Below are 25,360 nucleotides of genomic sequence, written 5' to 3' on the forward strand. Positions count from 1 at the left end.
TCTACGCTGCGGCAAGAGGCATACGTGGGGCTCCGGGCCAGAAGTCCGCACCAAACCCATTGACGCGGCGATATCGGGCGGTGCAAGGTGACCCCGGCTGGAAAACGCTTTCCAGCCGGTTTCCGGTCTGCCCCTGAATGGAGTCCCCGATGAGACCCTCCCTGCGCATCGCCCTGACGGGCGTCACCGCGGGTGCGCTCGTCTGCGTGCTTGCCTCGTGTTCCGGTTCCGGCAGTGACGCGGCGGGCGACGGCACGGTGACGATCACCGTCTCCGGGCGCCCGCCCGCCACCAACGCGGCCGCGCTCAAGACGTTCGACGCGCGGGTGGCGGAATTCGAGAAGGCCAACCCCAAGATCAAGATCAAGACGAACGAGTACCAGTACGACCAGCAGAGCTTCCAGACCAAGGTCGGCGGCGGCAGCCTGGAGACAATCGTACGGGTGCCGCTGACCGAGATGTCGGGCCTGATCAAGCGCAGGCAGGTCGCCGACCTGACCTCGGACTTCAAGAAGCTGAAGCACAGCGAGGACTTCAACGACGTCGCGCTCGGGCCCGTGAAGGGCGCGGACGACAAGCTCTACGGCATCCCCACCGAGGAGTACGCCCTCGGCCTGGTCTACAACCGGGACCTGTTCGAGAAGGCCGGTCTCGACCCGGACAAGCCGCCGACCAGCTGGTCCGAGGTTCGTACGGCGGCCAAGGCGATCTCCGAGAAGACCGACGCCACCGGCTACGCGCAGATGACCAAGGAGAACACCGGCGGCTGGATGCTCACCGCGATGGCCTACTCCTTCGGCGACAGCATGCAGGAGCAGTCCGGCGGCAAGTGGGCCAACACCTTCGACCGTTCCGGCAGCGGCGCGGAGAAGTCGCTGAAGGCGCTGAAGGACATGCGCTGGACGGACGACTCGATGGGCAAGAACCAGCTGCGCAACATCACCGACATGGAGAAGGACTTCTCCGCCGGGAAGATCGGCATGACGATCGCCGGCCCGAGCATGGTCGGCCACTACATCCAGCAGTACAAGGGCGACCCGAAGCTCATCGGCCTCGGCGCCATGCCCGTCGACGGCACCGGTAAGCGGACCCTGGCCGGCGGCACCATCGCGGTGATCAGCCCGCGGGCCACTTCGCGGGAGCGCGAGGCCGCGGCGAAGTTCATCGACTTCTACTACCTCTCCACCAAGTACGACGCCGGGCTCGCCGAGAAGGACGCGGCGGCCAAGAAGAAGGACGGCGCCGCCATCGGCGTGCCGACCGTGCCGTTCTACAAGCCGGCCATCGCCGATCCGGTCCAGGCCGCGGTCGACAAGCAGGCCAACGTGCCGGTCGGGAACTTCGCCCCGTACAGCGGCACGCTCGGCGACTACGAGCTGGCCATCGAGCCGCCCGTCGAGGCGCAGAACGTCTACAAGGCCCTCGACAGCGCCGTGCAGGCCGTACTGACCCGCCGGGACGCCGACCCGGCGGAGCAGCTGAAGAAGGCCGCGGCACAGGTCAAGTCCCAGGTGGAGCGGGCGCAGAACTAGGGCCTCTCGTTTGGATCACGCCGGGCTCGCGCGCCCGGGTGCCGCGCCTCGCCGCGTTGTCGTCGGTCGCCAGGGCTCCTTCCCCGAGCCCTCGGCTCCGCTCGAACAGGGGAGACCCCCGTCGACTCCCTTCTCCGCCTTGCGACGCACGACACCGGACCCCGCTCCCTGATCCGGCCCGATCCGAACGAGAGACCCCAGTGCCCCCGCGGCACCAGCACCCCTTCCGGCAGCGGAGCGTCCGGACATCACGCAGTGAGCACAGCACGAGGAGAGGCGAGGAGACGTCAATGAGCAGGTCACAAGCGCCTGCGGCGCCCGCCGGGAACCGCACCCAGAAGGACCGGACGAGGAAACAACGTTCCGTCGACCCCTCCGCGGACCTGCCGCGGACTTCCGACGGGCCGCCTCGCACCGCCTCCCCGCACCGCGGCGGCCCGGTGGAACGCCTCGTCCGCTGGGTCAGGCAAGGAGGCGTCACCACCATCCTGTTCGGCCTGCCGATGGTGCTGTGTTTCGCCTATTTCTCGTGGTGGCCGATCGTCCAGAGCGTGCAGCTCAGTTTCCAGCAGACCAACCTGGTCGACCCCGCCACCTGGGTGGGGCTGGACAACTTCACACACGTACTGGACGACCCGCTGCTGTGGACGGCCGTCAAGAACACCGCGCTGTTCGCCGTGCTCGCCCTGGTGATCGGCTTCCCGGTGCCGCTCTTCCTCGCCGTGCTCATCTCCGAACTGCGGCGCGGCGGCACCCTGTTCCGCATCCTCGCCTACCTTCCGGTGGCGATCCCGCCGGTCGTGTCGGTCCTGCTGTGGAAGGTGTTCTACGACCCGGACGCCGGGCTGTTCAACCAGCTGCTGGCCCATGTGGGCCTCGGCCCGTACCCCTGGCTCCAGTCCACCGACACCGCCATGCTGTCGATCGTGCTGGAAGCGACCTGGGCCGGCTTCGGCTCCACGGTCATCATCTATCTGGCGGCGCTCGGCTCCGTACCGACCGAACTGTACGAGGCCGCCGAGATCGACGCCGCGGGCATCTGGCGCCGGGTCTGGCACATCACTCTGCCGTCGCTGCGCGGGGTGATCCTGATCATGCTGCTGCTCCAGATCATCGGCACCCTGCAGATCTTCACCGAACCCTTCGTGATGACCGACGGCGGCCCGGAGGACTCCACCCTCACCATCCTGATGCTGATCTACAACTACGCCTTCCAGAACGGCGACTTCGGAGCCGCGACCGCGCTCAGCGTGATGCTGGCCCTCGTGCTCGGCGTGCTCTCGGCGATCTATCTGCGGGCGACGAGGAGCTGGAGCAACTGATGGCCGTACAGACCCCCCTTCGCACCCGCCGCGCCGGCCGCTCCGAGGAGAGCGCACGCGGACTCATCTCCGGCGCCGACCGGCGGCGGACCTCGGTACGCGTCTCGCTCCGCTCCGTACAGACCCTCTCGCTCCTGCTGCTGCTCGCCTTCGGAGCGGCGCCCCTCTACTGGACGTTCAAGGGCGCCGTCTCACCGACCCAGGAGCTGCTGCGCGATCCGCTGGCGCTCTGGCCCGACCACGCGCAGTGGGACAACCTCTCCCGCGCCTGGAGCGAACTCCAGGTCGGCCAGTACCTCTGGAACACCGTGGTCCTGGTCAGCGGCTCGGTCGTCGCGCACCTCGTCGTCGCCACCACCGGCGGCTACGTACTGTCCGTGCTGCGCCCCAGGTGGGCGACGCCCGTGCGCTGGCTGGTGCTCGCCACCCTGTTCATCCCCGGCTCCATCTCCCTGGTGGCGCTCTACCTCACCGTGCTCGACCTGCCGGGCCTCGGCATCTCCCTCGCCAACAGCCCCTGGGGCGTCTGGCTGCCGCACGCGGCCAGTGCCTTCACCGTGCTGATCGTGATGAAGTTCTTCGACGGCATCCCGCGCGAACTCTTCGAGGCCGCCAAGGTCGACGGGGCGGGGCCGTTCACCATCTTCCGCCGGATCGTGCTGCCCATGTCGAAGCCGATCCTCGCGGTGGTGACCCTGCTGACGGTCATGAACTCCTGGAAGGACTTCCTCTGGCCGCTGATCGTCATCCCGGACACCGAGAAGCAGCCCATCTCCGCCGCCCTGCCGCGTCTCGCGGAAACGGCGGAACAGTCGCTGCTCATCGCCGGGATGCTGCTCGCCATCCTGCCCCCGGTCGTGCTGTTCCTGATCTTCCAGCGGCAGATCGTCCGCGGCGGGGGAGGCTTCACCGGCCTCAAGGGATGAGGCACCACCCGGGCAACGGCGCGGACCCCCGTCCGCGCCGGCCGACGGCGGCAGCGGTGCGCGCCGACGGCACACGGACCGGTGTGCTCCGCCGGGGTACAGCCGACGGAGCACACCTCCACCCGGGAACCACCGAAACGCACCGCGCGATCCGATCGAGAGGTTGCCTCGATGGAACAGAACGGCACGATCCGGCCAGGTCCCCTGGTTCCGGCCAGAATAAGGGGTCGCTCCCGGCGGCCCGCCGCATGGGGCAGTGCCGCTGCCCTGCTCGGCTGTCTGCTGGTGGCGGCTCCGTTGCCCGGCACCGCCCCGGCCGCCCACGCCGCCGGCACCCTCACCGTCACCTCGCCCGACCTGATCTTCGTCAAGGGACAGGCGAAGATCACCCTGGGCTCCGACCAGACCTCGGTGGCCTGGAAGGCCATCGACGACCAGGGGCTGACCGTCGCGTCCGGCACCGCCCCGGTCACCGGCGGCTCGGCCACCGTCGACGTCACCAAGCTCGGCAGCGGCTACTACACGCTCACGGCGACCGCCGGCACCACCACCCGTACCGCCAACTTCGGCGTACTGACCGCGCTGACCGGCAAGGAACAGCAGGACACCCGCTTCGGTACGGGCATCCACTACGGATGGAACGACGGCGACGACCAGAAGCTGCTGCGCTCGGTCAAGCTGATGGGCATGCACGGGATCCGCTCCGACATCAACTGGGGCGCCATCGAGAAGACCCCCGGCGCGTACTCCTGGAGCAGCTACTCCACCGACCAGCACATCCCGTACGCCAAGTCGCAGGGGCTGACCGCCCTGCCCATCTCCGGCTACCGCAACGCCAACTACGACGGCAACCGGACTCCGGCCTCGCCCGAAGCCCTTGATGCGTACGGGAAGTTCACGGCCGCCGCCGTGGAGAAGTACCAGCAGTCCTCGAAGGAAATCGAGATCTACAACGAGTACAACTCCACCGGCTTCAACAACGGCACCTGCGGGATCACCGCCGACTGCTATCTCAAGCTGCTCCAGGCGAGCTACAGCAAGGTGCACGCCAAGGTCCCGGACGCCACCGTGGTCGGCGGCGGCCTGGCCGGTCTCCAGACCGACTGGCTCAAGCGCCTGTACGCGGTCGGCGGCCTGAAGCACATGGACGCGCTCAGCGTTCACCACTACGGCTACCCCGCCCCGCCCGAGACCGCGTTGGAGAAGCTGCCGCAGGTACGCGCCGATCTGGACGCGGCGGGCGGCAAGAACTTCCCGCTGTGGATCACCGAGAACGGCTACCCGACCCACAGCGACGGCGTCACCCCTGCCCAGCAGGCCGCGTACGTGCCGCGCGCCCAGATCTTCTCGTTCGCCTCGGGCGTCAACCGCTACTACTGGTACGACCTCACCAACGACGGCACCGACGCCACCAACAAGGAACACAACTTCGGTGCCTTCAAGCGGCCCACCGCGGAGGTCAAGGCCTGGCAGCCCAAGCCGTCCGTGGTCACCGAGGGCGTGCTGATCCGGCAGCTCGCGGGCCGCGCCTACGCCGGCCGCGACGACGCGGGTTCCGCCGACGTCCGCTCGTACCGCTTCGGCACCGGAAACGACACGGTCCGGGCCCTGTACACCACGGCCGCCACCCCGGGCACGGCCGAACTCTCGGCGAGCGGCCCGGTCACCGTCACCGACCAGCTGGGCCACGAGAAGACCTACCTCCCGGTCGGCGGCAAGGTGCAGCTCGGCATCGACGGCAAGGTGCTGTACGTCAAGGGCGCGGTGTCCGCGGTCAAGACCGTCAGCGGCCCCGTGTTCTCCCTCCGGCTGCCGCAGCACTCCAACACGGAGGAGACCGTCGACGCGGTGCTCCAGGTGGACGGCACCAAGGGCCGGACGCTGCCGCTGCCCTACGACTTCCGGGTCGCCGGTGAGAAGTACCGGGTCACCGCGAAGCCCGGCAAGGTCGTCGGCCAGAACATCCAGCTGCCCACCTCGGCCCTCACCGGGCCGCGCACGGTCAGCGGCACCGTCGGACTCGGGCCGCTGAACCTCGCCCGCCTCACCTCCGACACCGAGGTGGTGCCGCCGACCCAGGTCACCTTCGACCCGGTGGTGAAGAAGGCGGCTCCGTTCGCCGCCGCGCTGAAGGTCACCGTCACCAACAACCGTGCCCGCGGCCCGCTCGAACTCACCAAGCTGGACTGGCAGGTGAACTCGGGCGACACCTACCTGGACCGGGGCACCGTCGACGGACCGATCAAGGTCGGCGCCCGGTCCAGCGCCTCGTTCACCGTGGACGCGCGCAACATCACGCAGTGGAAGCGCTACTGGACCGCCGCCTACATCAACGCCCCCGACGGCGCCAGGACCGCGGTGGGTACCTGGAACGGCTGGGGCTCCGTCCAGCCGGCCGGCACCGACACCACCACCCCCATCGACGTCATCGGCGACGGCTCGGTGAAGTACACGGGCGGCTACAACGGCGCCGCCGACCTGTCCGGCACCGTCCGGCCCCAGTACACCGACGCCGGACTCGTGCTCAAGGGCGCGATCACGGACAACGTGCTGGCACAGCCCGCCACCACCGCCGAGAACATGTGGCAGGGCGACAGCATCCAGTTCGCCGTCACTCCCCAGGTGCCCGGCCGCAGCAAGCAGTACGTCGAGGTCGGCGCCTCGCTCGTGGGCGGCAAGCCGCAGGTCTACACCTGGCGGGCGCCCTCCGGCCAGTCCGCGGGGCCGACCCCCGGCGCCACCGCGCAGATCACCCGTGACGGCACCATCACCCACTACACGGTGACCGTGCCGTGGGCCTCGCTCGGCCTCGCCGGCAAGCCCACCGCATCCATCGGGCTCGGCGTCGTCGTCAACGACAGCGACAACGACGGCCGGGCGCGCGGCTGGACGGAGTGGGGCGCCGCCATCGCCAACAACTCCAAGAGCGCCACCGGCCTGCGGGCCGTCCAGCTGACCGACTGATCCACCCCCGAAGAACGGGCGGGGCCGGGTGCACCTGACAGCACCCGGCCCCCCCCCCCCCCCCCCCCCCCCGCCGCTCCATGCCGTGGCGCCGCACGGCAGACTGTTCCGGATCCCACCGTGAGGAGACCAGCTCCATGGCACTGTTCGACATGCCGCTGCCCGAACTCCGCGCCTACCGGCCGCGGATCGACGAACCGGAGGACTTCGACGCCTTCTGGTCGAAGACTCTCGACGAGACCCGTGCCCACGACCCCGCCGTCTCCTTCGAGCCCGTCGAGACCGGGCTGACCGGCACCCGCACCTGGGACGTCACGTTCGCCGGCTTCGGCGGCCACCCGATCAAGGGCTGGTTCACCGCCCCCGCGGACGCCGAGGGCCCGCTCCCGCTCATGGTCCAGTTCCACGGCTACAACGGCGGTCGCAGCCTTCCGCACTGCTGGGGCCTGTGGCCGTCGGCCGGATTCGCCCACTTCATCATGGACGTGCGCGGCCAGGGCAGCGGCGGCAACGTCGGCGACACCCCCGACCCGGTCGGCTCCGGCCCCTCCCACGCGGGCTTCATGACCCGCGGCATCGAGGACCCGGACACCTACTACTACCGCCGGGTCTACGCCGACGCCGTGCGCGCCGTCGAAGCGGCCCGGTCCCACCCGCTCGCCGACCCCGCCCGCACCGTCGCGTTCGGCGGCAGCCAGGGCGGCGGCATCAGCCTCGCGGTCGGCGGGCTCGTTCCCGACCTGGCCGCCATCGCCGTCGACGTCCCGTTCCTCTGCCACTTCGGGCGGGCCGTCACATTCACCGACTCCAACCCGTACGCCGAGATAGCCCGCTACCTCAAGATGCACCGGGGCAAGGAGGAGACCGCCCTGCGCACCCTGTCGTACTTCGACGGCGTGTCCTTCGCCGCCCGGGGCACCGCCCCCGCGCTCTTCTCCGTCGCGCTGATGGACCAGGTCTGCCCGCCGTCCACGGTCTTCGCCGCGCACAACGCCTACGCCGGCGAGAAGGAGATCGAGGTCTACCCGTTCAACGGCCACGAGGGCGGTGCCATGTTCCAGGAGGCCGCCCAGCTCCGCTGGGTGCCGAAGGCGCTGGCCGGCAAGGTCTGAGCCCTGCCGCACCGCAGCCGGGGTGTTGTGGATCACGGACAGGGTGTGTACAGCACGTATATCGTCCGACGGGGCACGTCAATGCCCCGTGACGGGCGAGGACAAGGGCGAACAGTGCGGCAGAAAGCCTATGCGCAGGCGATGCGTGTCATCGCGTGCGCGCTGATGGCGTGGCAGGTCTGGACGATGTGGTACATCGCCGGCCACGAGGCGATCGGTGTGAAATGGTCCTGCGACCTGGCCGGGGGCTGCGCCAGTGACCAGTTCGCGTCCGTGTCCGCATTGCTCGGGATCGCCTTCGCGGTCGTCCTCGGTCTGCTCTCCGCCCGGTACCTGCACCGGGCGGCACCCGGCGCGATGATCACACTCTCCGCCGTCGCGGCACTGGCCGGCTGGTACGACGCGCTGGCGGAGGGCCAGGTCGAGCGGACCACCGTCACCAGCTTCCACGTGGTCCTGCCGCTGGGCGAATTCGCCGTCTCCCAATGGCTCACCGCCCTGTGGTCCGTCGCCGGCGTGGGCTGCCTCGTCGCCTGGTGGGGCGCGGCGGTGAGCCTGCGCCGCACCGCGGGGCTGCGCAGGCTGTCCCGCCGCTACCGCACGGCCGACGCGGTACTGGAGGGCTGGCAGTCGGTGGGCCGCAAGTCCGGTGAGGTCACCGTGGTGTTCGACGACGAGGACGGGGTGCGCCACGAGGTCCCGGCCGTCGTGGACCGCGTCGCCCTCAGACGCGACGTCCTCGCCGTGTACGACGCCGACCGCCCCGGCGACCCCGCTCTCACCCGGGTCGCGATTCCCCACCGAAAGCTGCTGCGCCTCACATGAACCGATCCATGTCGTCCCTGCGCATGCTCTTCTCCTCGCTCAGGATGGTGGCCGTCCTCCTGATCGGACTCTCCGTCGCCGCGCTGGTCCACGGTGCCCTGGACGGCCCCCGCTGGCTGCTGCTGACCGGCGTCCCGGTGACGGCCCTGATCCTGACGGTCCTCGGCGACATGGGCGATCCGGCGGCCACGGGCTCCGCGATGCGGCCGCGCTCCGGCGGGCCGCGCGCCTTCGCGCCCGCCGTGGTCAACGGAGTGAGGACGGTCGACAAGAGGACCGGCCGGCCGGTCCGCGACGGGCGGTCGGTGGACTCCGTGTTCGCCTTCGACCTGACCGTGATGCCCGACGGGCTCCCCGCGTACCGGACGCGGGTCTGTCACCCCCTCGACCTCCAGGGGCTGCTGCACAAGTCCAGGGCCGTCGTCGAGTACGACCCCGGGCAGCCCTGGCGGGTCGCCGTCGCCGCCGACCCGCCGCGCGAATGGCTGGCCCGGGCGAACGCCGCCGCCCCGCCGGCCGTGGTCAAGGAGCCGGCCACCGGGATCCCGACCGGTCTCTGGACGCTGCTGATGGGCGTGGGCCTCGCGGCCGTGCTGCTGGTGCTGGTCCGGGTGCTCGGCTGACCCGCGCCGGGTTCAGCCGTTGCGCGGATACTTCTTGAGCACCTTGCCGTCGATGTCGGCCCGCAGATACGCGCCGCCGTACTCGTCGGAGACGTAGACGCTGAGGGTCGGCCGATAGCCGTCGAACGGGGAGGCCGGGTCGATGTCCACGTAGTGGGTGGTGGGCTCGGCGACACCGAGCTCCTTGTCCGCCCGGCGTATCAGCCCCGGCAGGGCGTCCCAGTCGATCTTCTCCAGGTCCACGGACTTGGCGTCCGACTGGAGCGTGCCGCCCGCGCGGTCACGGGCGGCCTTGCCGTCCTGGTAGGAGTAGACGTCGTACAGGGCTTTGTTCTTCGCGACCGGGGCCTCGACGCTCGCATGTACGTCGTACAGCGTGAACGACGTGACCTCGGTGGTGCCCATCACCGGCTTCAGCGCGGCGATGACGGACCGTGCTCCGGCAGGCGTCAGCAGGTTCTTCCGGTCCACCCGCGACGAGCCCTGGGCCCGGTCGGCCCCGTCGGGCGACGCTCCGCCGGGGGGCCGGCCCGAGGTGGACGACGAGGTGCCGGGAGTGCCCGACACGGTGCCGGCGGGCTTCGTGCCGGAGGCCTCCGTGTCCGTGTCGGGCAGTAGCGACCACACCAGCGCCCCGGTCAGGGCGGTTCCCACGAGAGCGGTGCCGACCGTGAAGGCACGGCCCCGCCGGAGCCGGCGACGGACCTCCTGGCTCCCCAGCGTCGCGGGCGCCGGACGCGGGGGAGCGGTGCCCGCTCCGCTCATGGGCGCCCGGCGCCGGACGGGGGCGGTGGGCAGGACCGTGGTCGGACCGGGGCCGCCGAAGCCGGGCGGCACCGCGTCCTGCCGGGTGGGCGCCTGCGGACCGGGCGGCACGGCATCCTGCGGAGCCGCGGGGCGCGGCTGCGCGGCCCCGGCCGGCTCGCCCACCGGCGCGACGACCGCCGCCAGCATCCGGTCCAGTTCCTCGGGACCGGGCCGGACGGACGTGTCCCGGGTCAGCAGCGCGTTCAGCACCGGGGTCAGCGCACCGGCCCGCCGGGGCGGCGGGATCTCCTCGTCCAGCACGGCCGCCAGCGTCGCCAGTGTGGTGGCCTTGCGCAGCGGATGCCGGCCCTCCACGGCGACGTACATCATCATGCCGAGAGACCACAGGTCCGACGAGGGGTCGCCCTCCTCGCCGCGGATGCGCTCGGGCGCCATGTAGTCGGGGGAGCCGATGATGGAACCGGTCGCCGTCAGACTGGTGGACTCGCGGATCGCCGCGATGCCGAAGTCGGTGAGCACCGGACTCCCGTCGGCCCTCAGCAGCACATTGGCGGGCTTGACGTCGCGGTGCAGGATTCCGGCGGCATGGGCGGCCCGCAGCGCGGACAGCACCCCCCGGCCCAGCTCCGCGGCCTCGACCGGGGAGAGCGTCCCCTCGGCCAGCCGCTCCGCGAGCGAGGCGCCGGGCACCAGCTCCATCACGATCCACGGATACGTCCCGGCACCGCCGTCCACGATGTGGTGGACCGTGACGACGCCCGGGTGGTCGAGCCGGGCCAGCGCACGGGCCTCGCGCAGCACCCGCTCGCGCAGCAGCCTGGCCGACTCCGGATCGTTCTCGCTGAGCGCCGGGTCCGGAGGCCGCACCTCCTTGAGCGCCACATCACGGTGCAGCGCCAGGTCGTGGGCCCGCCACACCATGCCCATCCCGCCACTGCCGAGCCGGTTCACCAGCTCGAAACGGTCGTCGATCACTCGGCGCACAGGCCCCCCAGCGTTCATGGAAAAAGAGTACGGGGCGGGTCCGCGGCGGCGCGCACCCACCCCGTACGCCTCACAACCAGGGCCTCTCGTCCGGATCATGCCGGGCTCGCGTGCCTCGGAGCAGCGCCCCGACCCGGCCCGGTCCGGACGAAAGACCGACGAGAGACCCTAGTCGTTCGGTGTGAGCCTGAGCGTCACGATCTGGAAGGGCCGCAGCCCCAGCAGGACCGCGTCGCCCTCCACCTCGGCCCGCTCGCCGGCGAGCGGACGCTCCAGCAGGTCCGTCACGCTCGCCCCGGCCAGCGCGAACCCCGCCGTCAGCCGCGCCGAGACCCGCCCGCCGTGCGCCTCGTGCAGCCGGACCACCACGTCCCCGCTGCCGTCGTCGGCGAGCTTCACCGCCGTCACGACCACCGCGTCGTCGTCGACCGAGACCAGCGGGGCCACCTCGGCACTCCCCGGAACCCGGCGCTCGGGCAGGCTGAAGGACCAGCCCTCACGGACCGCGTCACCGATCGTCGCGCCCGGCAGCAGCGCGTACCGCAGCCGGTGCACCCCCTGGTCGGTCGCCGGGTCGGGATAGCGGGGCGCCCGCAGCAGCGAGAGCCGCACCGTGGTCGTGGTCGACCCGTCCTCGCGGACCGTACGGGTCACATCGTGCCCGTACGTCGAGTCGTTGATCAGCGCCGCACCCCAGCCCGGCTCGCCGACGTGCAGGAAACGGTGGGCGCAGATCTCGAACTTGGCCGCCTCCCAACTGGTGTTGGTGTGCGTCGGCCGCTGCACGTGCCCGAACTGGGTCTCCGCGGTGGAGTGATCGGCGCGCACATCGATCGGGAACGCCGCCTTGAGGAACTTCTCCTGCTCGTGCCAGTCGATCTCGGTGTCGATGTCCAGGCGCCGGGCACCGGGCCGCAGCGTCAGCAGCTGGACGACCCGGGACGAACCGAAGCTGCGCACCACCTCCACGCCGTCACCGCTGCGGCGCACCACGTCCGCCTCGGTCAGATCCGTCACCGTGTTGCGGTAGAAGGCATCGACGTCCCACGCGTCCCAGCGGTTGGGCAGATCCGGGTGGACCTGGAGCAGATTCGCCGCGCCCCCCGGCGCGACGGTCTCGCGCCCGGCCACCAGGTCGACGACGGAGACCACCAGCCCCCGCGCGTCCACGGTCACCCGCAGGACCCCGTTGTCCAGCCGGAAGCCGCCGTCGTACTCCTCGACCTCCACCGGCTGTCCGGGCTGCTCCGCCGCGAGCGCCGCGCCCCCCGCCACCACGCCCGCGCGGCCGTGCGGAGCGGAGTTGAACACCACCGTGCCGCCGCCCTCCGAGGCGCCGGCCAGCGCCCGCTGCGCCGCCCCGATCACCGCTTCGAGCTCCTCGGCTATCCGGGCGTACGTCGCCTCGGCCTCACGGTGCACCCAGGCGATCGACGAACCCGGCAGGATGTCGTGGAACTGGTGCAGCAGCACGCTCTTCCAGATCCGGTCCAACTCCTCCTGCGGATACGGGAATCCGGCCCGCACCGCGGCGGTCGCCGCCCACAGCTCGGCCTCCCGCAGCAGATGCTCGCTGCGCCGGTTGCCCTGCTTGGTCCGCGCCTGAGAGGTGTACGTGCCGCGGTGCAGCTCCAGATACAGCTCGCCCAGCCACACCGGCGGCCGCTCGTACTCCGCCTCGGCGGCCGCGAAGAAGGCCGAAGGCGTCTCGATCGTCACCCGGGGGGAGCCCTCCAGGTCCGCGAGCCGCTCGGCCCGGGCCAGCATCTCGCGGGTGGGGCCGCCACCGCCGTCGCCCCAGCCGAACGGCACCAGCGAACGGGTGGCGTGGCCCTTGTCCCGGAAGTTCTCCTCGGCGTGCGCGAGCTCCTCGCCGGACAGCTCGGCCACATAGGTGTCCACCGGCGGGAAGTGGGTGAACACCCGGGTGCCGTCCAGCCCCTCCCACAGGAAGGAGTGGTGCGGGAACGGGTTCGTCGTGTTCCAGGAGATCTTCTGGGTGAGGAACCAGCGCGAGCCGGAGAGCTTCACCAGCTGCGGCAGAGCCGCCGAGTAGCCGAACGAGTCGGGCAGCCACACCTCCTCGGTCTCGACCCCGAACTCCTCCAGGAAGAACCGCTTGCCGTAGACGAACTGCCGGGCCAGTGCCTCCGACCCGGGCATGTTGGTGTCCGACTCCACCCACATCCCGCCCACCGGAACGAACTGGCCGGCGGCGGCCTTCTCCTTCACCCGGGCGTACAGCGCGGGCTGGTGCTCCCGCAGCCAGTCCAGCTGCTGGGCCTGCGACATCGCGAAGACGAACTCCGGCCGGTCGTCCATCAGCGCCACCACGTTGGAGGTGGTGCGGGCCACCTTGCGCACCGTCTCCCGCAGCGGCCACAGCCAGGCCGAGTCGATGTGCGCGTGGCCCACCGCGGACAGCCGGTGCGCGGAGGCGTTCGCGGGGGAGTCGAGCACGTCCCGCAGCCGCTCCCGGGCGGCGGTCGCGCTCGCCCCCACGTCGTCCAGGTCCAGGGCGTCCAGGCAGCGTTCCACCGCGCGCAGGATCTCCCAGCGGCGCGCGGAGCCCAGCGGCAGCTGCCGCATCAGCTGGTCGAGCACCTCCAGGTCCTGGACCAGCTCCCACACCTGCCGGTCGAAGACCGCGAGGTCCATCCGCTCGACGCGGTACAGCGGCTCGCTGCCCGCGGTCTCTCGGTCGCCCAGCGGGCTGACCCCGTCCAGGATCTCGGGATTGGCGGCGGCCTCCAGGTAGTACGTGAACTCCTCGCCGCCCGCGACCGGTTCACCGACCCGCAGCCAGGTGTTGCGCGGGTTGAGCGCCTTGACCACGCTGCCGTCCGGCCGGTGGGCCAGCGCCTCCGCGGAGAAGCCGGGCCGGTCCTTGGCGAAGCCGAGGTCGATCACCGCCTCGACGGTCTCACCGGCCCAGCCCTGCGGAACCCGGCCGGTCACCCGGAACCAGCTGGTGCCCCAGGCCGGCCCCCAGTCGTCGCCGAGGGCGCCCGGCTTGTACGGGGCGGCCACCGCCTCGGTGAACGGCACCGGTTCGCCGGGGGCGTGCCAGACCTCGAACTCCAGGGGCTCGGTGCGGGGGTGGACGGCGGGGCGGATGCGCTCGCGCAGGGCGCGGTCGAGCCGTTCCTCGGTCAGTGTGCGGTCGTCATGCATGAGTGAAGGGCCCCTCTGGATGAAATGTGTGCGACGCGGAAGTGGTTCACGGGAGGTCGTCGAAGCCCACGCAGGGCAGTGACATCCCGTCGGCCGTGGCCAGGAGCTTCTCCAGCCGGGCCGGGGTCACGTGGTTGGCCTCGTGGGCGTCGGCCACGCAGTGGGCGTAGAGCGTGGTCACGCCGCCGTGCTCGGCGCTCCGGCGCAGGGCCGCCTCGACACCGCCGAGATCGTCCCCGTACGCGACGCTCCCGCGCCCGGAGTCCACCGAGCACCCCGGCAGGACCCGCCGGGCGGGGACGTCACCGGCCGGGACGTGGAGTTCGTCCGCGAGGCGGGGGTCGGCGCGACGGCCGACCGGCACCCCGCTGCGCAGCCGGTCGAAGAGCGTGAGCAGCAGCCGGTCGGTGTCCTCGTCACGGGCACTGCACGGGTAGGCGAAACTGCGGGCCGGAAAGCCGAGGCGGCGCAGCGCGTCGAGGGCGGGCACCACCTCCCGGTCGAGATAGGCACCCGCGCCGTGCGCGGCGACGAACTCCGGGGCGCGCTCGTGCCGCAGGCCGTGGCAGCCGACGGTGTGACCGTCGTCCGCGAGCCGGCGCAGCAGCCGTACCTCGTCCCGGTCCAGCCGGTCGGGCTCGCAGACGAAGAAGGTGACCCGTGCGCCGTACGACGTGAACAGCGGCGCGGCCGCGGCCCACTCGTGCACGTGCCGGTCGTCGAAGGTGAGCAGCAGGGCACGGTCCACGCCGCTGTCCGGGCGGTCGGTCATCGCCCGGACCCCTGCGGGGCCCAGCCGGGAACGGAGCCGTGCAGCGCCGTGTAGAACGGGTCGCCCGGCCCGATCTCACCGGCCAGGACCGGGCGGCCGGTGAGCGCGGCCTTGTACATCGAGGTGATCAGCTCCAGGGAGCGGCGGCCGTCCCCGGCGCTCGCCCGGGGCCGCCGTCCCGCCCGCATGTCGGCCAGGAGCGAGCGGAGCTGGGCGCCGTGCGAGCTGGGGACGTCTTCGGCGGGGGAGGCCCAGCCGGCCGCCCGGCCGGGTTCGACACCCGGAGCCGGGGTGTAGGTCCAGTCGCCGTTGCCGTACCCGTACAGATGGTTCAGCTCGATGGTGGCGTCCCGCAGATCGATCCGCAGATGGCTCAGCTGGCGGGGCGAGAGCGCGCTGTTGACCACGGTGGCCAGCGCGCCCGAGGCGAAGCGCACGGTGGCGGTGGTGACGTCGTCGGTCTCGACGTCACGGGCCAGTCTCCCCGCCATGGCCCGGATCTCCGCCCAGTCACCCAGCAGTTCGAGCAACAGGTCGATCTGGTGGATGCCGAGCCCCATGGCGGGGCCCGCGCCCTCGGTCGCCCACTTCCCGCGCCAGGGGACCGCGTAATAGGCGTCGTCGCGGTACCAGGTGGTCTGGCAGTGGGCCACCAGCGGCGCCCCCAGCTCCCCGGAGGCGATGAGCGCCTTGGCGTGTTCGGCCCCCGAGCCGAACCGGTGCTGGAAGACGATCGGGGCGTACGGTCCGCGCTCGCCCTCGGCGGCGGTCATGGCGTCGTACTCCGCCAGGCTCAGCGCGGGCGGCTTCTCGCACCAGACCCAGGCCCCCGCGGTCAGGGCGGTGACGACCTGCTCCCGGTGGGCTATGGGCGGCGAGGCGATGACGACGAGATCGGGACGGACCTCGCCCAGCGAGGCGGCGAGATCGGTGGAGTGGTGGGGGAGCGCGAAGTCGGCGGCGAAGGAACGGGCGGTCGCGGGATCGGCGTCCACGGCGCCCATCACCGTGAAGTCCGAGGGAAGTTCGAGGAACGCCGGCATGTGGACGGCACGGGCGATGTTGCCCGCGCCGACGAGCAGTACACGGTAGGGAGTCACAGTCACAGAGGGCCGTCCAGGCTGAGGGCGTGAGCCGCCGGGATTGGTAAGCGTTTTCCAGCAGGTCGGGAAAGTGCCCTTCCCGAGGGAAGGGCAGTGGGGTCAGAGCGTGGCGTAGAGCGCCCCGGCACTGGTCACGGGCCCGGTGCGGAGCCGGTCCGGCCAGTCGAGGGCGAGACCGAGCGAGGAGCTCAGCCGGTCCTGGAAGGAGGCGAGCCGGTGCTCGCCCGCGCGGACCGCACGCGGCGGAAGCCGGTGCTCCAGGCAGTAGGAGACCAGTGCGCCGACGGCCTCACCGATGCTCCACTGGCCCGCGTGCCCGCCGAGCGCGGGCGCGCTGAGATGGGTGGCGCCGATGTTCCGCCCGACCGGGAGCAGATTGTCCACCCGTTCCGGCAGCAGCGCACCCAGCGGCAGCTGGAACGGCAGGCACTCCAGGTCCAGTCCGGCGCCGCCACCCGCCCCGGGGTGCAGGGTGATCCGGGAGCGCAGGGTGCCCACACTGTCCGTGAACGTCTCGGCGCCCGGCGCCCCGGCCCGCGCCTCGGCGGTCAGATGGTGCTCCAGCAGGGTGAACTCGGCCCGGATGCGCCGGGATTCGCGTACGTGCGCGGCCTTGGCGAGCCCGTCCCCGGTGCCCGTGACATCGGGCCTGAGCCGCAGCTCGGGGTAGCCGTGACCGCCGTCGTGCCGGGGCGCGCGGGTCTGCATCCAGTGCAGGAACGACATGGCCTGCTCGCGCGCCTCCTGCTCGGCCCGGACCCGTACCTCGTCGCCGGCACCGGTCAGCGGGAGCCGGCTGTAGGCGGTCTGCTCCCAGTCGACCAGGGTGATGTCGCTGTCGAACGTGCCCGGCAGGTAGCGGCTCCGGGCCAGCGCCCGCAGCTGGTGCCAGCGGTCGTTGGGCGGCGCGGCCCAGGGCGGGACGTCGTCCGGCTCGTGCAGGAACAGCGGCACGGAGCGGGCCGGTCCGCCGCCCGGCTCCGCGGTGTCCCAGGAGAAGGCCTCGGACCACCGGTCGTAGCCGGCCGGGCGGTCCACCGTGTGGTCCTCGCCGGGGCGGTGGTCCAGGGCGAAGACCCAGGAGACCGGCTGCTGGTCCAGCGGATCGGCGACGGCGGGCGCGTGCGGCTCGCCGGTCTCCTCGCGGGACTCGGCGCCGGTGACGTGCTCGACGCCCGCGAGGCCGAGCAGCTCGCCCAGGTCCGTGGCGTCGACGACGTACGGGGCGCTGACCGTCACCGGCTCGCCGTCCGCCGCCGCCAGGGTCACCGCGGTGACCCGGTCCCCGTCCGCCTGGGCGGCGACCGGGCGGTGGCCGAGCAGCAGGGTGAGCCTGCCGGAGGCGAGGTGCGGGGTGAGCAGCTCCTGGACGACGGCGAGTGCGGCGCGCGGCTCGTGGCTGAGATGGCCGGTGGTGCTGAGGCCGGGATCGAGCAGCGGATCGGCGAACGGCTCGGGGCACAGCGGGTAGTTGCGCCGGTAGAAGTCGCGTATCCGCTCGCGCAGATCGCGGTAGCCGGGGGAGACGGGGTCCAGTTCGATGCGGTGGCCGTCGGCGAGCGGCACGGCCTGCGCGGTGAACAGGCCACCGGGCCAGTCGGTCGCCTCGGTGAGTACGACGCGGTGTCCGAACCGGGAGGCGGTCAGCGCGGCGGCTAGACCACCGAGACCGGCACCGACCACCAGGACATCGGTCCCGAGTTCGCGGGTACGGGGGGTGGGGGCGGCGAACACAGGAGTCTCCTCCCTCAGGGCCGGCGGGCGGCGACGGTACGGAGCCGGACCGGCACGGACTCGCGCGTCCTGATCCGGACGGGGAGCACGATCTGCTCGGCGCTGCGGTACGGGTCCTCGCCCGCCGCGCGCTCCGCGATCCGGGTGACCAGTTGCTCGACCGCCCGCAGGCCGATCTCCCTGGCGGGGAGCCGGGCGGCGAAGCTGGTGAGCGGCAGCAGGTCGTAGGGTCCGGCGTCGTCCATCCCGGCCAGCACGATCTCGTCGGGCACGGCGATGCCGAGCGAGGCCAGATCGGCGGCGGCGGTGGCGACGGCGAAACCGTGCGCGCACAGCAGGGCGGTCGGCGGCTCGGGCGAGCCGAGCAGGTCGGTCAGCAACTGCTTGCGCTCGTCCTCGGACAGCGCCGTGTACGAGCGCAGGGCGGTCAACTGGGGGAGCAGCGGCTGGTCATGGGCGCGCAGCGCCTGCTTGTGCCCGGTCATCCGGTCGTGGACGCTGGTGCACTGCGTCTCGCCCCAGAGCGTCGCTATCCGCTCGTGGCCGTCGGCCAGCAGATGTTCGGTGAGCCGGTAGCCGACGTCGTAGTTGTCGGCGGTGACCGCGTCGACGGCGAGGCCGGGGAAATACCGGTCGACCAGCACCATGGGGATGCGCAGGCGCCTGATCTCGTCGAGGACGTCGAGATCGGGCGCGCCCTGGACGGGGTAGAGGATGATGCCGTCGACCCGGTCCCCGACGGCCTGGCGCAACGCCTGGTCCTGGCGGTCCAGCGAGGCGTCGTGCGAGGCGTGCCCGGTCTCGGTCATGTGGACGGCGGAGTCGGAGAAGAACAGCCGCATCCCGCGCTCCGAACAACCGGACTCGATCCCGCGCAGCACCTCCGACTGGTAGGGCCCCTGGCCGCTGATGATGCAGGCGACCACCCCGGACCGGTGTGCCGGTGAGTGCTCCGCGGCCGCCCGGTCACCGGCGTCGGCGACAAAGGTCCCCTGGCCGCGCCGCCGCACCAGCAGCCCCTCGGCAACGAGGTCGTTGAGCGCCCGGACGGCGGTGGTGGAGCTGACCTGGAAGCGCTCGCGCAGCTGGTTCTGAGTGATGAACGGAGCACCGGCCTCGTACTCGTCACGAGCCACCTCGGCCCGCAACTCGTCCTTGATGCGCTGGTACTTGGGCCCGGACGTACCCATCCAGCCACCACCCTCTCGGATTTGACGCGTCAATCGGCGTTGACCTCAGTGTGGAGGGGGTTAATGCATTATTTCAAGAGGGTTGCAGGGAAAGGATCGGCAACTTGGTGCATCAAGCCGGGGATCCGCCTCTTTAATGCGTCAACTTGCTGTTCCCGATGACCCGGTGGCCGGGAAGGAAGTCAGCCGGTCGCTCGGGGTGGCGGAGCCGTACTGGCCCGCACCACCAGGCGCGATGGCACGGCGAGCGTGCGCGGCGAGGCCGTCGCGTCGCCGAGGGCCAGCAGCAGTGCCCGGCGGCCGATCTCCTCCAGCGGCAGCCGTACGGTGGTGAGCGCGGGGGTGACGTCGCAGGCCACGGGCAGGTCGTCGAAGCCGACGACGGAGACGTCGGAGGGAACGCCCCTGCCGAGGTCGTCACGGAGCGCGGCGAGCGCCCCCAGCGCCATGGCGTCGTTGAGCGCGAACAGCGCGGTGATCCCAGGCGACCTGCGGAACAGCCGCACCGCCGCGGCCCGGCCGCCCTCCCTGGTGAAGTCGGCCTCGACGCGGTGGTGTTCCTGCACGACGACGCCGAGCTCGGCGGCCCGTTCCAGGAAGCCGTGCAGCCGTTCCTGCACGGAGACCAGGGCCAGCGGTCCGCAGATGACGCCGATCTCGGTGTGCCCCAGCGCGGCGAGGTGCTCGGCGACCGCCCGGCCGCCCTCGCGGTTGCCCGGCACGATCGTGTCCACCGGCAGGTCCTGGTGCGCGACCGCGGCCACCCGGCCGCCCTGTGCCGTGAAAGCCTCCAGCTCCTGGGCGAGCGCGGCGTTCGCACCGGTGAAACCCGATCCGGCGAGGACCACGGCGCGGGCCCGCTGCGCCCGCAGCCGGGCGACGTACTCGGCCTGGAGCCCGGGCTCGTGGAAGGTGCCCGCCAGCATCACCAGGAGCTTGTGGTCACGGGCGACCTCCATGACGCCGGCGGCGATGGTGGAGTAGTAGGCGTCGTTCACATCGTGCACGACCAGGCCGACGATGGACGTCGTGGACTGCACCAGCGCGCGGGCGGGCGCGTTGGACACGTAGCGGAGCCGGGCGGCCGCCTCCAGGACCCGCTCCTGGAGCTCCTGGGTCACGTTGCGGTCGCTGTCGCTGAGGACGCGCGACGCCGTGGCGAGAGAGACCCCGGCGTCCTGCGCGACCTGCTGGAGCGTCACGGCGGACGACGGGCGGGGGCGGGCGGAACGTCGATTGACCTGGCTCTGCATAGGGCTACGATAGCCGCACTGAAAGCGTTTTCCCATTGTGTGGGCAAGAGGACCCGGCCCGCCGTCGACGCTTTCGCCCAGGCCGCCCGGTCAGCCGGTGCGCCACCGGCCCGGCGCGGCCGGTGGCAGTGTGGCCAGGCAGCGGTAGACGGCATCACCGCGGAAGGCGTACTGCCGCTCGGTCTGCGGGGTGAGCCGGACGCCGAGCCCGGGCGCCCGCGGAGCGAGCAGGTGGCCCGCCTCGATGCGGAAGGGCTCGACCAGGAGCTCGGACCGCAGGGGATACGCGGGCATCGGCCACTCGGCCAGCCGGCCGCCACCGGCGAACGCGGCGTGGTAGTTGGCCGCCTGGCACACCGCACTGCCCCAGCAGTGCACGACCGGGTCGACGCCGTGTTCCGCGGCACCCGCGAAGACGGCCAGTGTCTGCACCGGCCCGCCGACGACCGTCGCGTCCGGCTGCACCATGTCGTAGCAACCCGCGGCCATGCGTTCCAGCAGCTCTCGCGCGGTGGTGACGGTCTCCCCGCCGGCCACCGGGCAACCGGCCGCCCGCCGCAGCGCGGGGTACTCATGTGTGCGGGCGGGGCCCAGCGGCTCCTCCAGGAAACGCAGCGGCCGCCGCGTGCCGGCCCGCACCGCGGCCAGGAACGCGAGCGCGTCCGCCGCCGACTGACCGGGGTCATGGAGATTCTGCGCCATGTCGACGGCGATCCCGACACCGTGCGGGGCCGCGTGCTCAAGCGTCCACACCGCCTTGTCCGCCTCGTGGCCCCGTGCCCTGATCTTGAAGGTGTCGATCCCGAGGGCGGCGACGGCGGAGATCTCGGCGCTCATCGCGGCCGGCGACGTCGAGTCGCCCCCGCTGGCGTAGAGCCGGATCCGGTCCGTACGACGGCCGCCCAGCAGCTCGTACGCCGGCACGCCGGCCCGTTTCCCGAGGGCGTCGACCAGGGCCGCCTCCACGGCGGAGACGACATGGCGGGCGGCCCCCTGAAGGCTCCAGTACCCCGTGACGTGCACCATGTCCCGGTAGCGCCCGGCCAGGTCCCCGGCCGGGCGTCCGACCAGGTAGGGGGCGAGCAGCTCGACCGTCGAGACGAAGACCTGCGGGGCGAAGACGGCGAGATACCCCTCGCCGAGACCGGTCGTCCCGTCGTCCAGGGTCACCTCGACCAGCCCCGTCGTGCGCCACCCCGTGGGCAGCGCCACGCGCACCTCCAGATTCTCCGGATCGGCGTACGGCGCACTGAGCAGCACCGGCCGGAGCGCCGCGATGCGCACTTTGTCGTCGACGAGCGCACCGGGGTGCGCGGAAGCTGATTCGGGCATGTCGGTCGCGTCCTCAGAATCCTCTGGTCCACCGCACGGGATTGCGCAGCGGTTCACCGGCCCCGAACCGGAGCAGGTTGTCGGCGAACAGGTCGACGACCCGCGCGCTCTCGTCCGTGGAGCCACCCGCGGTGTGCTGGGTGAGGACGACGCTCGGGCAGGACCACAGGGGATGCCCGGCGGGCAGCGGCTCCTGCCCCGTCACGTCCAGCACCGCGCCGCCGAGCCGCCCGGAGGACAGCTCGCGGACCAGTGCCTCCTCGTCCACCAGCGAACCCCGGCCGGCGTTCACCAGAACGGCCCCCGGCCGCATGAGCGCGAGCCGGCGCGCGTCGAGCAGCCGGTCCGTCGCGGGCGTGCCGGGCAGCAGCCCCACCACCACGTCGAAGCCGGGCAGCCGCTCGTCGAGTCCGGCCGGTGTGCGGATGTCGCCCGAGCCGCGTGCGAAGTACGACACCCGGCAGCCGAACGGTCCGAGCAGCTCGGCGAACCTCCGGGCGATGGACCCCCGGCCCAGCACCAGGACCCGTGATCCGGACAGCAGCCGCAGCCGCGGCCGGACGGCGGGCTTCGCCCAGGTGCCGCGGGTACGCAGCACGGCGAGTTCGTCGATGCCGCGGTACAGCGCCAGGACGCCCGCCAGGCACGACTCGGCCACCGGTCCCGCGAAGAGGTCACCCAGATTGGTGACGGTCAGCCGGTGGCCGAGGACCGGCCAGTCCAGGCCGAGATAGCCGTCGATCCCGACCGAGGCGAGCTGCAGCCACCGGAGCCGGGACGCTTCGGCCACCCAGGCCGCCCGGGGATTGCCGAGCGCGATGCCGGCGCCCGCGAGCGCCCGGGCGTCCGCCGCGGCGGTGGTTCCCGGTTCGGCGAACCACACCGGCCCGGTCCCGAGACCGCGCAGCCGGGCCCGGCCGGCATCGTCGAGCGGCAGCTCCACGTACAGGCCGGGGCCGTCCTTGTCCTCGTTCACCACGGGTGCGCCGCCAGGTGATCGGCGATCCGCTGCCGGTCCCAGACACCGTCCGCGACGGTGACCCGGTAGCGGCGGGACAGTGTGTCGCCCGGGGCGAGCTCCAGTTCCTCGTGGAAGGCGAAGGAGGGGGCGACGGCCGCGAAGGGCTCGTCGCGGACGAACCAGTGCGCCGGGTGGGTGCCGCCCGCTCCCGTGTGATCGTTCTCCGGTGCGTGCTGGAAGATCAGCGTGGCGTGCCCGTCGGCACCGTCGTGTTCGCCGGTGTACGCCAGCCAGGGGGCCTGCGTCCCCATCAGCCCCGGGCCCTCCCCGTCCGGGCCCAGGATCCGGCCGCCGCGGAAGGCACGCGGTCCGCGCCAGAAGAGGCCCGTGTAACCGGCCGCCTCCCGGCCGTGGGTCGTCGGGCTGCCGAAGAGCAGCGGCTCGGTACGCCGGTTGGTGATCGCGCTGGACCAGGTCAGTGTCCAATTGCCGCCGCGGCCCGCGTCGCCGGCGGCGGATCCGGAGCCGGCGTGCTCGACGTCGTGCAGCTCGACCCGGCGCAGCTCGTCCGCCCAGTGCGTGCCGTCGTTGTGGCGCCAGCTCAGCCGCTCCGCAATGACCGCGCGTCCGGCGTCCGCCGTCACCTCGTCGAATCCGAGGTGCGCCATCGATCCGACCCGCTCGGGCAGCGGCACGTAGTCCTGGCCGTGCACATAGGTGTTGCCGCCCCACAGGTTCTGCCCGGAGAGGTGGGAGGCCGTCATCTGGAGGCCCTTGTGCCAGCGGTGATCGTTGGGCCGGTAGTCGGTGACAACGTTGTCGGAAAGTGTGCGCATGGGATGGATGTACGGCTTGGGGGCTTCCCAGGCCGCTTCCGGTCGGTAGACGTAGCTGATCAGATCGATGCCGCCGCGCTCCTCCGTGACCGTGATCCGGTCACCGTGGGCGTGCGTGATGCGCAGTGGACTGCTCATGTCCCGAGATCTCCTGGGTGCGGCTGGAAAGCGCTTACCGAAACCTAGGGCCTGCCTCGGAGGGGTGTCAACAAGAACGTGGGCCGAGGCGGCTGCGGTACGGAGGGGCCGGTTTCCGTGCGCCGCGGTCAGCCGGTGGTCAGGCCGAAGACGGTGATGATCACCAGGTAGCACAGCGTCACGACAGCCGCTCCGGCCACGTGGACCCGGACCGACCGGGCGCGGCCGGGCAGCAGCCAGAACGCGAGTGCCCGGTTGACCAGTGGCATCAGCAGCCAGGTCAGGATGCTCACGCTCAGTACATTGCTGAGGAACAGCGCGATGTACCCCGGCACCCCCAGATCCTTGAACCTGTCGCCTGCCGTCAGCTCCAGAACCATCACCGTCGGATACAGCGCCAGCACCACGGACATGGCCTGCTTCCAGTTGGGCGGCACGCCCTCCTGCGGGCCCGGACCGAAGCGGAACCAGCCGCCGAACGCCGAGCCGATCCTGCGAACGTCGTAGGATTCGAAATGGCCGCGCCCCTCCTCGACGAGCCGTCGCCGGGCGTCGGACGCGAGCCATGTCTCCAGGTGCTCCCGGGTGTCGAACCGGAAGGCCACCACCCAGCGGTCCTGGATGCCCTTCACCGGTCTGAACAACTCGGACCCCATGAAACCCGGTTGCCTCTCCTGCTCCTTCAGGATCTTGGACTGCCAGTGCAGGAAGTCCTGTTCGTGCCCCGGCCGCACGTCGTGAGAGACCACGGCCGTGACGACATCGTCGGTGGGCGTCCCGCCGGAGAGCACTTCCTGTGTGGCGGGCCCGTCGAACAACGGAACACCCTCGTCGAGGAGTTGCCGGCGTGCCGCCGACTCCAGCCAGCGGGTGAGCTGTTCGAGGCGGGAGAAGCGGAATACGACGACCCACTCGTTCTCGTCACCGGAAGCCGGTGGGTACATCTCCGTCCCCTGGAACCCGTCGAAACCCCGCACGACTTCGTTGGTCTTCTCCTGCCAGCGCCTGTATTCGTCGTTCCGGCCCGCCCGGACTCGCTGGGAGATGACGACCGTGGCACTGCCACCGGGGCCGGAGTCGGGGCCGGGGCTTGCACGGGTACTCATGCGGAGTAGTCTAGTTCTAAAGGGAGTTATCGGACAAATAGGGTGATTTTAATCCCCTAAGGATGGTCGCGCCGGGAGGGCGAGCGCCGGATGAAGAGGGGTGCCGTGATGGGGCACAAGGAATTCATGGCCGAGGCTGTGCGGCTGGCCACCGAGTCCGTCGAGGAGGGCTGGGGCGGGCCGTTCGGCGCGGTGATCACCAAGGAGGGCGAGATCATCGCGCGCGGGCAGAACCGGGTACTGCTCACCGCCGATCCGACCGCTCACGGCGAGGTGGAAGCCATCCGCAAGGCCATCCAGGTCTTCAATCCCGAGGCCCCCAGCATCTCCGAGGCTTACCTGGACCGGTACACGCTCAAACTGGTGCCGCGCCCCGAGGGCTCGCCCGATGCCGTGCCGGAGCGTGCCCGGATGCTGCAGGGGTGCACGATCTACACGAGCGGGGCCCCGTGCCCGATGTGCATGAGCGCCATCTACTGGGCCCGCATCGGCGCCGTCTACTACAGCTGTGACTGGAAGGCGACCCAGGAGATCGGCTTCGACGACGCCTTCCAGTACGAGGACTTCGCCAAGCCGCCGGACCGGCGCAGCATCACACTCGAACAGATCCATCCCGAACTGGGGAACACATCGTACCGGGCCTGGGCGGACAGGGTGAACAAGCACCCCTACTGAGACGGCGACCGGGGGCAGAGGGCCGGGGGC

General features: G+C 71.6%; 19 protein-coding genes. 8 read left to right on the top strand and 11 right to left on the bottom strand.

The features are described 5' to 3' along the window. Nucleotides 1-149 precede the first annotated feature (149 nt). From AADR41_RS24680 to AADR41_RS24710, 7 genes are all read left to right on the top strand, one after another. Entirely contained in the window at nt 150-1,532 is a 1,383-nt protein-coding gene (locus AADR41_RS24680) for an extracellular solute-binding protein (protein WP_342283586.1), read from the top strand. Between the two features lie 290 nt (nt 1,533-1,822). After that, the gene (locus AADR41_RS24685) at nt 1,823-2,854 is read left to right on the top strand and encodes a carbohydrate ABC transporter permease (RefSeq protein WP_342283587.1); all 1,032 of its coding nucleotides are present in this window, start codon (nt 1,823-1,825) and stop codon (nt 2,852-2,854) included. Then, the gene (locus AADR41_RS24690) at nt 2,854-3,780 is read left to right on the top strand and encodes a carbohydrate ABC transporter permease (protein WP_342283588.1); all 927 of its coding nucleotides are present in this window, start codon (nt 2,854-2,856) and stop codon (nt 3,778-3,780) included. The genes AADR41_RS24685 and AADR41_RS24690 overlap by 1 nt, the downstream gene beginning before the upstream one ends. A gap of 171 nt (nt 3,781-3,951) precedes the next feature. Then, nucleotides 3,952-6,744 (top strand): hypothetical protein, encoded by a 2,793-nt coding sequence (locus tag AADR41_RS24695; RefSeq protein WP_342283589.1) that lies wholly within the window; start codon nt 3,952-3,954, stop codon nt 6,742-6,744. A 137-nt stretch (nt 6,745-6,881) separates the two neighbouring features. Further along, nucleotides 6,882-7,856 (top strand): acetylxylan esterase, encoded by a 975-nt coding sequence (locus AADR41_RS24700; protein WP_342283590.1) that lies wholly within the window; start codon nt 6,882-6,884, stop codon nt 7,854-7,856. A 141-nt stretch (nt 7,857-7,997) separates the two neighbouring features. Then, a complete protein-coding gene (locus AADR41_RS24705) occupies nt 7,998-8,681 on the top strand; it encodes a hypothetical protein (protein WP_342283591.1) in 684 nt (227 codons plus the stop codon). Between the two features lie 8 nt (nt 8,682-8,689). Next, on the top strand, nt 8,690-9,304 hold the full coding sequence (locus AADR41_RS24710) for a hypothetical protein (RefSeq protein WP_342283592.1): 615 nt from the start codon (nt 8,690-8,692) through the stop codon (nt 9,302-9,304). 12 nt (nt 9,305-9,316) lie between these two features. Here the strand turns inward: AADR41_RS24710 and AADR41_RS24715 are convergent, their stop codons facing one another. The 11 genes from AADR41_RS24715 to AADR41_RS24765 form a co-directional block, all read right to left on the bottom strand. After that, nucleotides 9,317-11,074, bottom strand: coding sequence for a serine/threonine-protein kinase (locus AADR41_RS24715; protein ID WP_342283593.1), 1,758 nt, complete (start codon nt 11,072-11,074; stop codon nt 9,317-9,319). Nucleotides 11,075-11,224: 150 nt separating this feature from the next. After that, nucleotides 11,225-14,230: an alpha-mannosidase gene (locus AADR41_RS24720; protein ID WP_342283594.1), complete on the bottom strand. Its 3,006-nt coding sequence runs from the start codon at nt 14,228-14,230 to the stop codon at nt 11,225-11,227. A gap of 46 nt (nt 14,231-14,276) precedes the next feature. Continuing rightward, entirely contained in the window at nt 14,277-15,002 is a 726-nt protein-coding gene (locus AADR41_RS24725; protein ID WP_342283595.1) for a polysaccharide deacetylase family protein, read from the bottom strand. Further along, nucleotides 14,999-16,102, bottom strand: coding sequence for a Gfo/Idh/MocA family protein (locus AADR41_RS24730; protein WP_342283596.1), 1,104 nt, complete (start codon nt 16,100-16,102; stop codon nt 14,999-15,001). Before AADR41_RS24730 ends, AADR41_RS24725 begins: the two co-directional genes overlap by 4 nt. A gap of 102 nt (nt 16,103-16,204) precedes the next feature. After that, nucleotides 16,205-17,839 (bottom strand): FAD-dependent oxidoreductase, encoded by a 1,635-nt coding sequence (locus AADR41_RS24735; protein ID WP_342283597.1) that lies wholly within the window; start codon nt 17,837-17,839, stop codon nt 16,205-16,207. Nucleotides 17,840-17,853: 14 nt separating this feature from the next. Then, a complete protein-coding gene (locus AADR41_RS24740; protein ID WP_342283598.1) occupies nt 17,854-19,029 on the bottom strand; it encodes a GntR family transcriptional regulator in 1,176 nt (391 codons plus the stop codon). Between the two features lie 182 nt (nt 19,030-19,211). Beyond that, nucleotides 19,212-20,282, bottom strand: a complete 1,071-nt coding sequence (locus AADR41_RS24745) for a LacI family DNA-binding transcriptional regulator (RefSeq protein WP_342283599.1) — start codon at nt 20,280-20,282, stop codon at nt 19,212-19,214. A gap of 90 nt (nt 20,283-20,372) precedes the next feature. Further along, nucleotides 20,373-21,614: a mandelate racemase/muconate lactonizing enzyme family protein gene (locus AADR41_RS24750; protein ID WP_342283600.1), complete on the bottom strand. Its 1,242-nt coding sequence runs from the start codon at nt 21,612-21,614 to the stop codon at nt 20,373-20,375. 13 nt (nt 21,615-21,627) lie between these two features. Continuing rightward, entirely contained in the window at nt 21,628-22,593 is a 966-nt protein-coding gene (locus tag AADR41_RS24755) for a D-2-hydroxyacid dehydrogenase (RefSeq protein ID WP_342283601.1), read from the bottom strand. Next, entirely contained in the window at nt 22,587-23,549 is a 963-nt protein-coding gene (locus AADR41_RS24760; RefSeq protein WP_342283602.1) for a DUF6807 domain-containing protein, read from the bottom strand. The genes AADR41_RS24755 and AADR41_RS24760 overlap by 7 nt, the downstream gene beginning before the upstream one ends. 128 nt (nt 23,550-23,677) lie before the next feature. Beyond that, nucleotides 23,678-24,655 (bottom strand): antibiotic biosynthesis monooxygenase, encoded by a 978-nt coding sequence (locus tag AADR41_RS24765; RefSeq protein ID WP_342283603.1) that lies wholly within the window; start codon nt 24,653-24,655, stop codon nt 23,678-23,680. Nucleotides 24,656-24,763: 108 nt separating this feature from the next. Between AADR41_RS24765 and AADR41_RS24770 the strand changes: the two genes are divergently transcribed. Then, entirely contained in the window at nt 24,764-25,330 is a 567-nt protein-coding gene (locus AADR41_RS24770; RefSeq protein ID WP_342283604.1) for a nucleoside deaminase, read from the top strand. Nucleotides 25,331-25,360 lie beyond the last annotated feature (30 nt).

The organism is Streptomyces sp. CLV115, from assembly GCF_038448545.1.
In the GTDB taxonomy this organism is placed as follows: Bacteria; Actinomycetota; Actinomycetes; order Streptomycetales; family Streptomycetaceae; genus Streptomyces; species Streptomyces sanglieri.

What these genes read in the sequence shown, in the direction of transcription:
- AADR41_RS24765 (WP_342283603.1), bottom strand. Translation starts at nt 24,655, where the DNA reads ATGAGTACCCGTGCAAGCCCCGGCCCCGACTCCGGCCCCGGTGGCAGT.
- AADR41_RS24770 (WP_342283604.1), top strand. Translation starts at nt 24,764, where the DNA reads ATGGGGCACAAGGAATTCATGGCCGAGGCTGTGCGGCTGGCCACCGAG.
- AADR41_RS24700 (WP_342283590.1), top strand. Translation starts at nt 6,882, where the DNA reads ATGGCACTGTTCGACATGCCGCTGCCCGAACTCCGCGCCTACCGGCCG.
- AADR41_RS24760 (WP_342283602.1), bottom strand. Translation starts at nt 23,549, where the DNA reads ATGAGCAGTCCACTGCGCATCACGCACGCCCACGGTGACCGGATCACG.
- AADR41_RS24720 (WP_342283594.1), bottom strand. Translation starts at nt 14,230, where the DNA reads ATGCATGACGACCGCACACTGACCGAGGAACGGCTCGACCGCGCCCTG.
- AADR41_RS24685 (WP_342283587.1), top strand. Translation starts at nt 1,823, where the DNA reads ATGAGCAGGTCACAAGCGCCTGCGGCGCCCGCCGGGAACCGCACCCAG.
- AADR41_RS24690 (WP_342283588.1), top strand. Translation starts at nt 2,854, where the DNA reads ATGGCCGTACAGACCCCCCTTCGCACCCGCCGCGCCGGCCGCTCCGAG.
- AADR41_RS24695 (WP_342283589.1), top strand. Translation starts at nt 3,952, where the DNA reads ATGGAACAGAACGGCACGATCCGGCCAGGTCCCCTGGTTCCGGCCAGA.
- AADR41_RS24750 (WP_342283600.1), bottom strand. Translation starts at nt 21,614, where the DNA reads ATGCCCGAATCAGCTTCCGCGCACCCCGGTGCGCTCGTCGACGACAAA.
- AADR41_RS24710 (WP_342283592.1), top strand. Translation starts at nt 8,690, where the DNA reads ATGTCGTCCCTGCGCATGCTCTTCTCCTCGCTCAGGATGGTGGCCGTC.
- AADR41_RS24705 (WP_342283591.1), top strand. Translation starts at nt 7,998, where the DNA reads ATGCGTGTCATCGCGTGCGCGCTGATGGCGTGGCAGGTCTGGACGATG.
- AADR41_RS24740 (WP_342283598.1), bottom strand. Translation starts at nt 19,029, where the DNA reads ATGGGTACGTCCGGGCCCAAGTACCAGCGCATCAAGGACGAGTTGCGG.
- AADR41_RS24680 (WP_342283586.1), top strand. Translation starts at nt 150, where the DNA reads ATGAGACCCTCCCTGCGCATCGCCCTGACGGGCGTCACCGCGGGTGCG.
- AADR41_RS24725 (WP_342283595.1), bottom strand. Translation starts at nt 15,002, where the DNA reads ATGACCGACCGCCCGGACAGCGGCGTGGACCGTGCCCTGCTGCTCACC.
- AADR41_RS24745 (WP_342283599.1), bottom strand. Translation starts at nt 20,282, where the DNA reads ATGCAGAGCCAGGTCAATCGACGTTCCGCCCGCCCCCGCCCGTCGTCC.
- AADR41_RS24715 (WP_342283593.1), bottom strand. Translation starts at nt 11,074, where the DNA reads ATGAACGCTGGGGGGCCTGTGCGCCGAGTGATCGACGACCGTTTCGAG.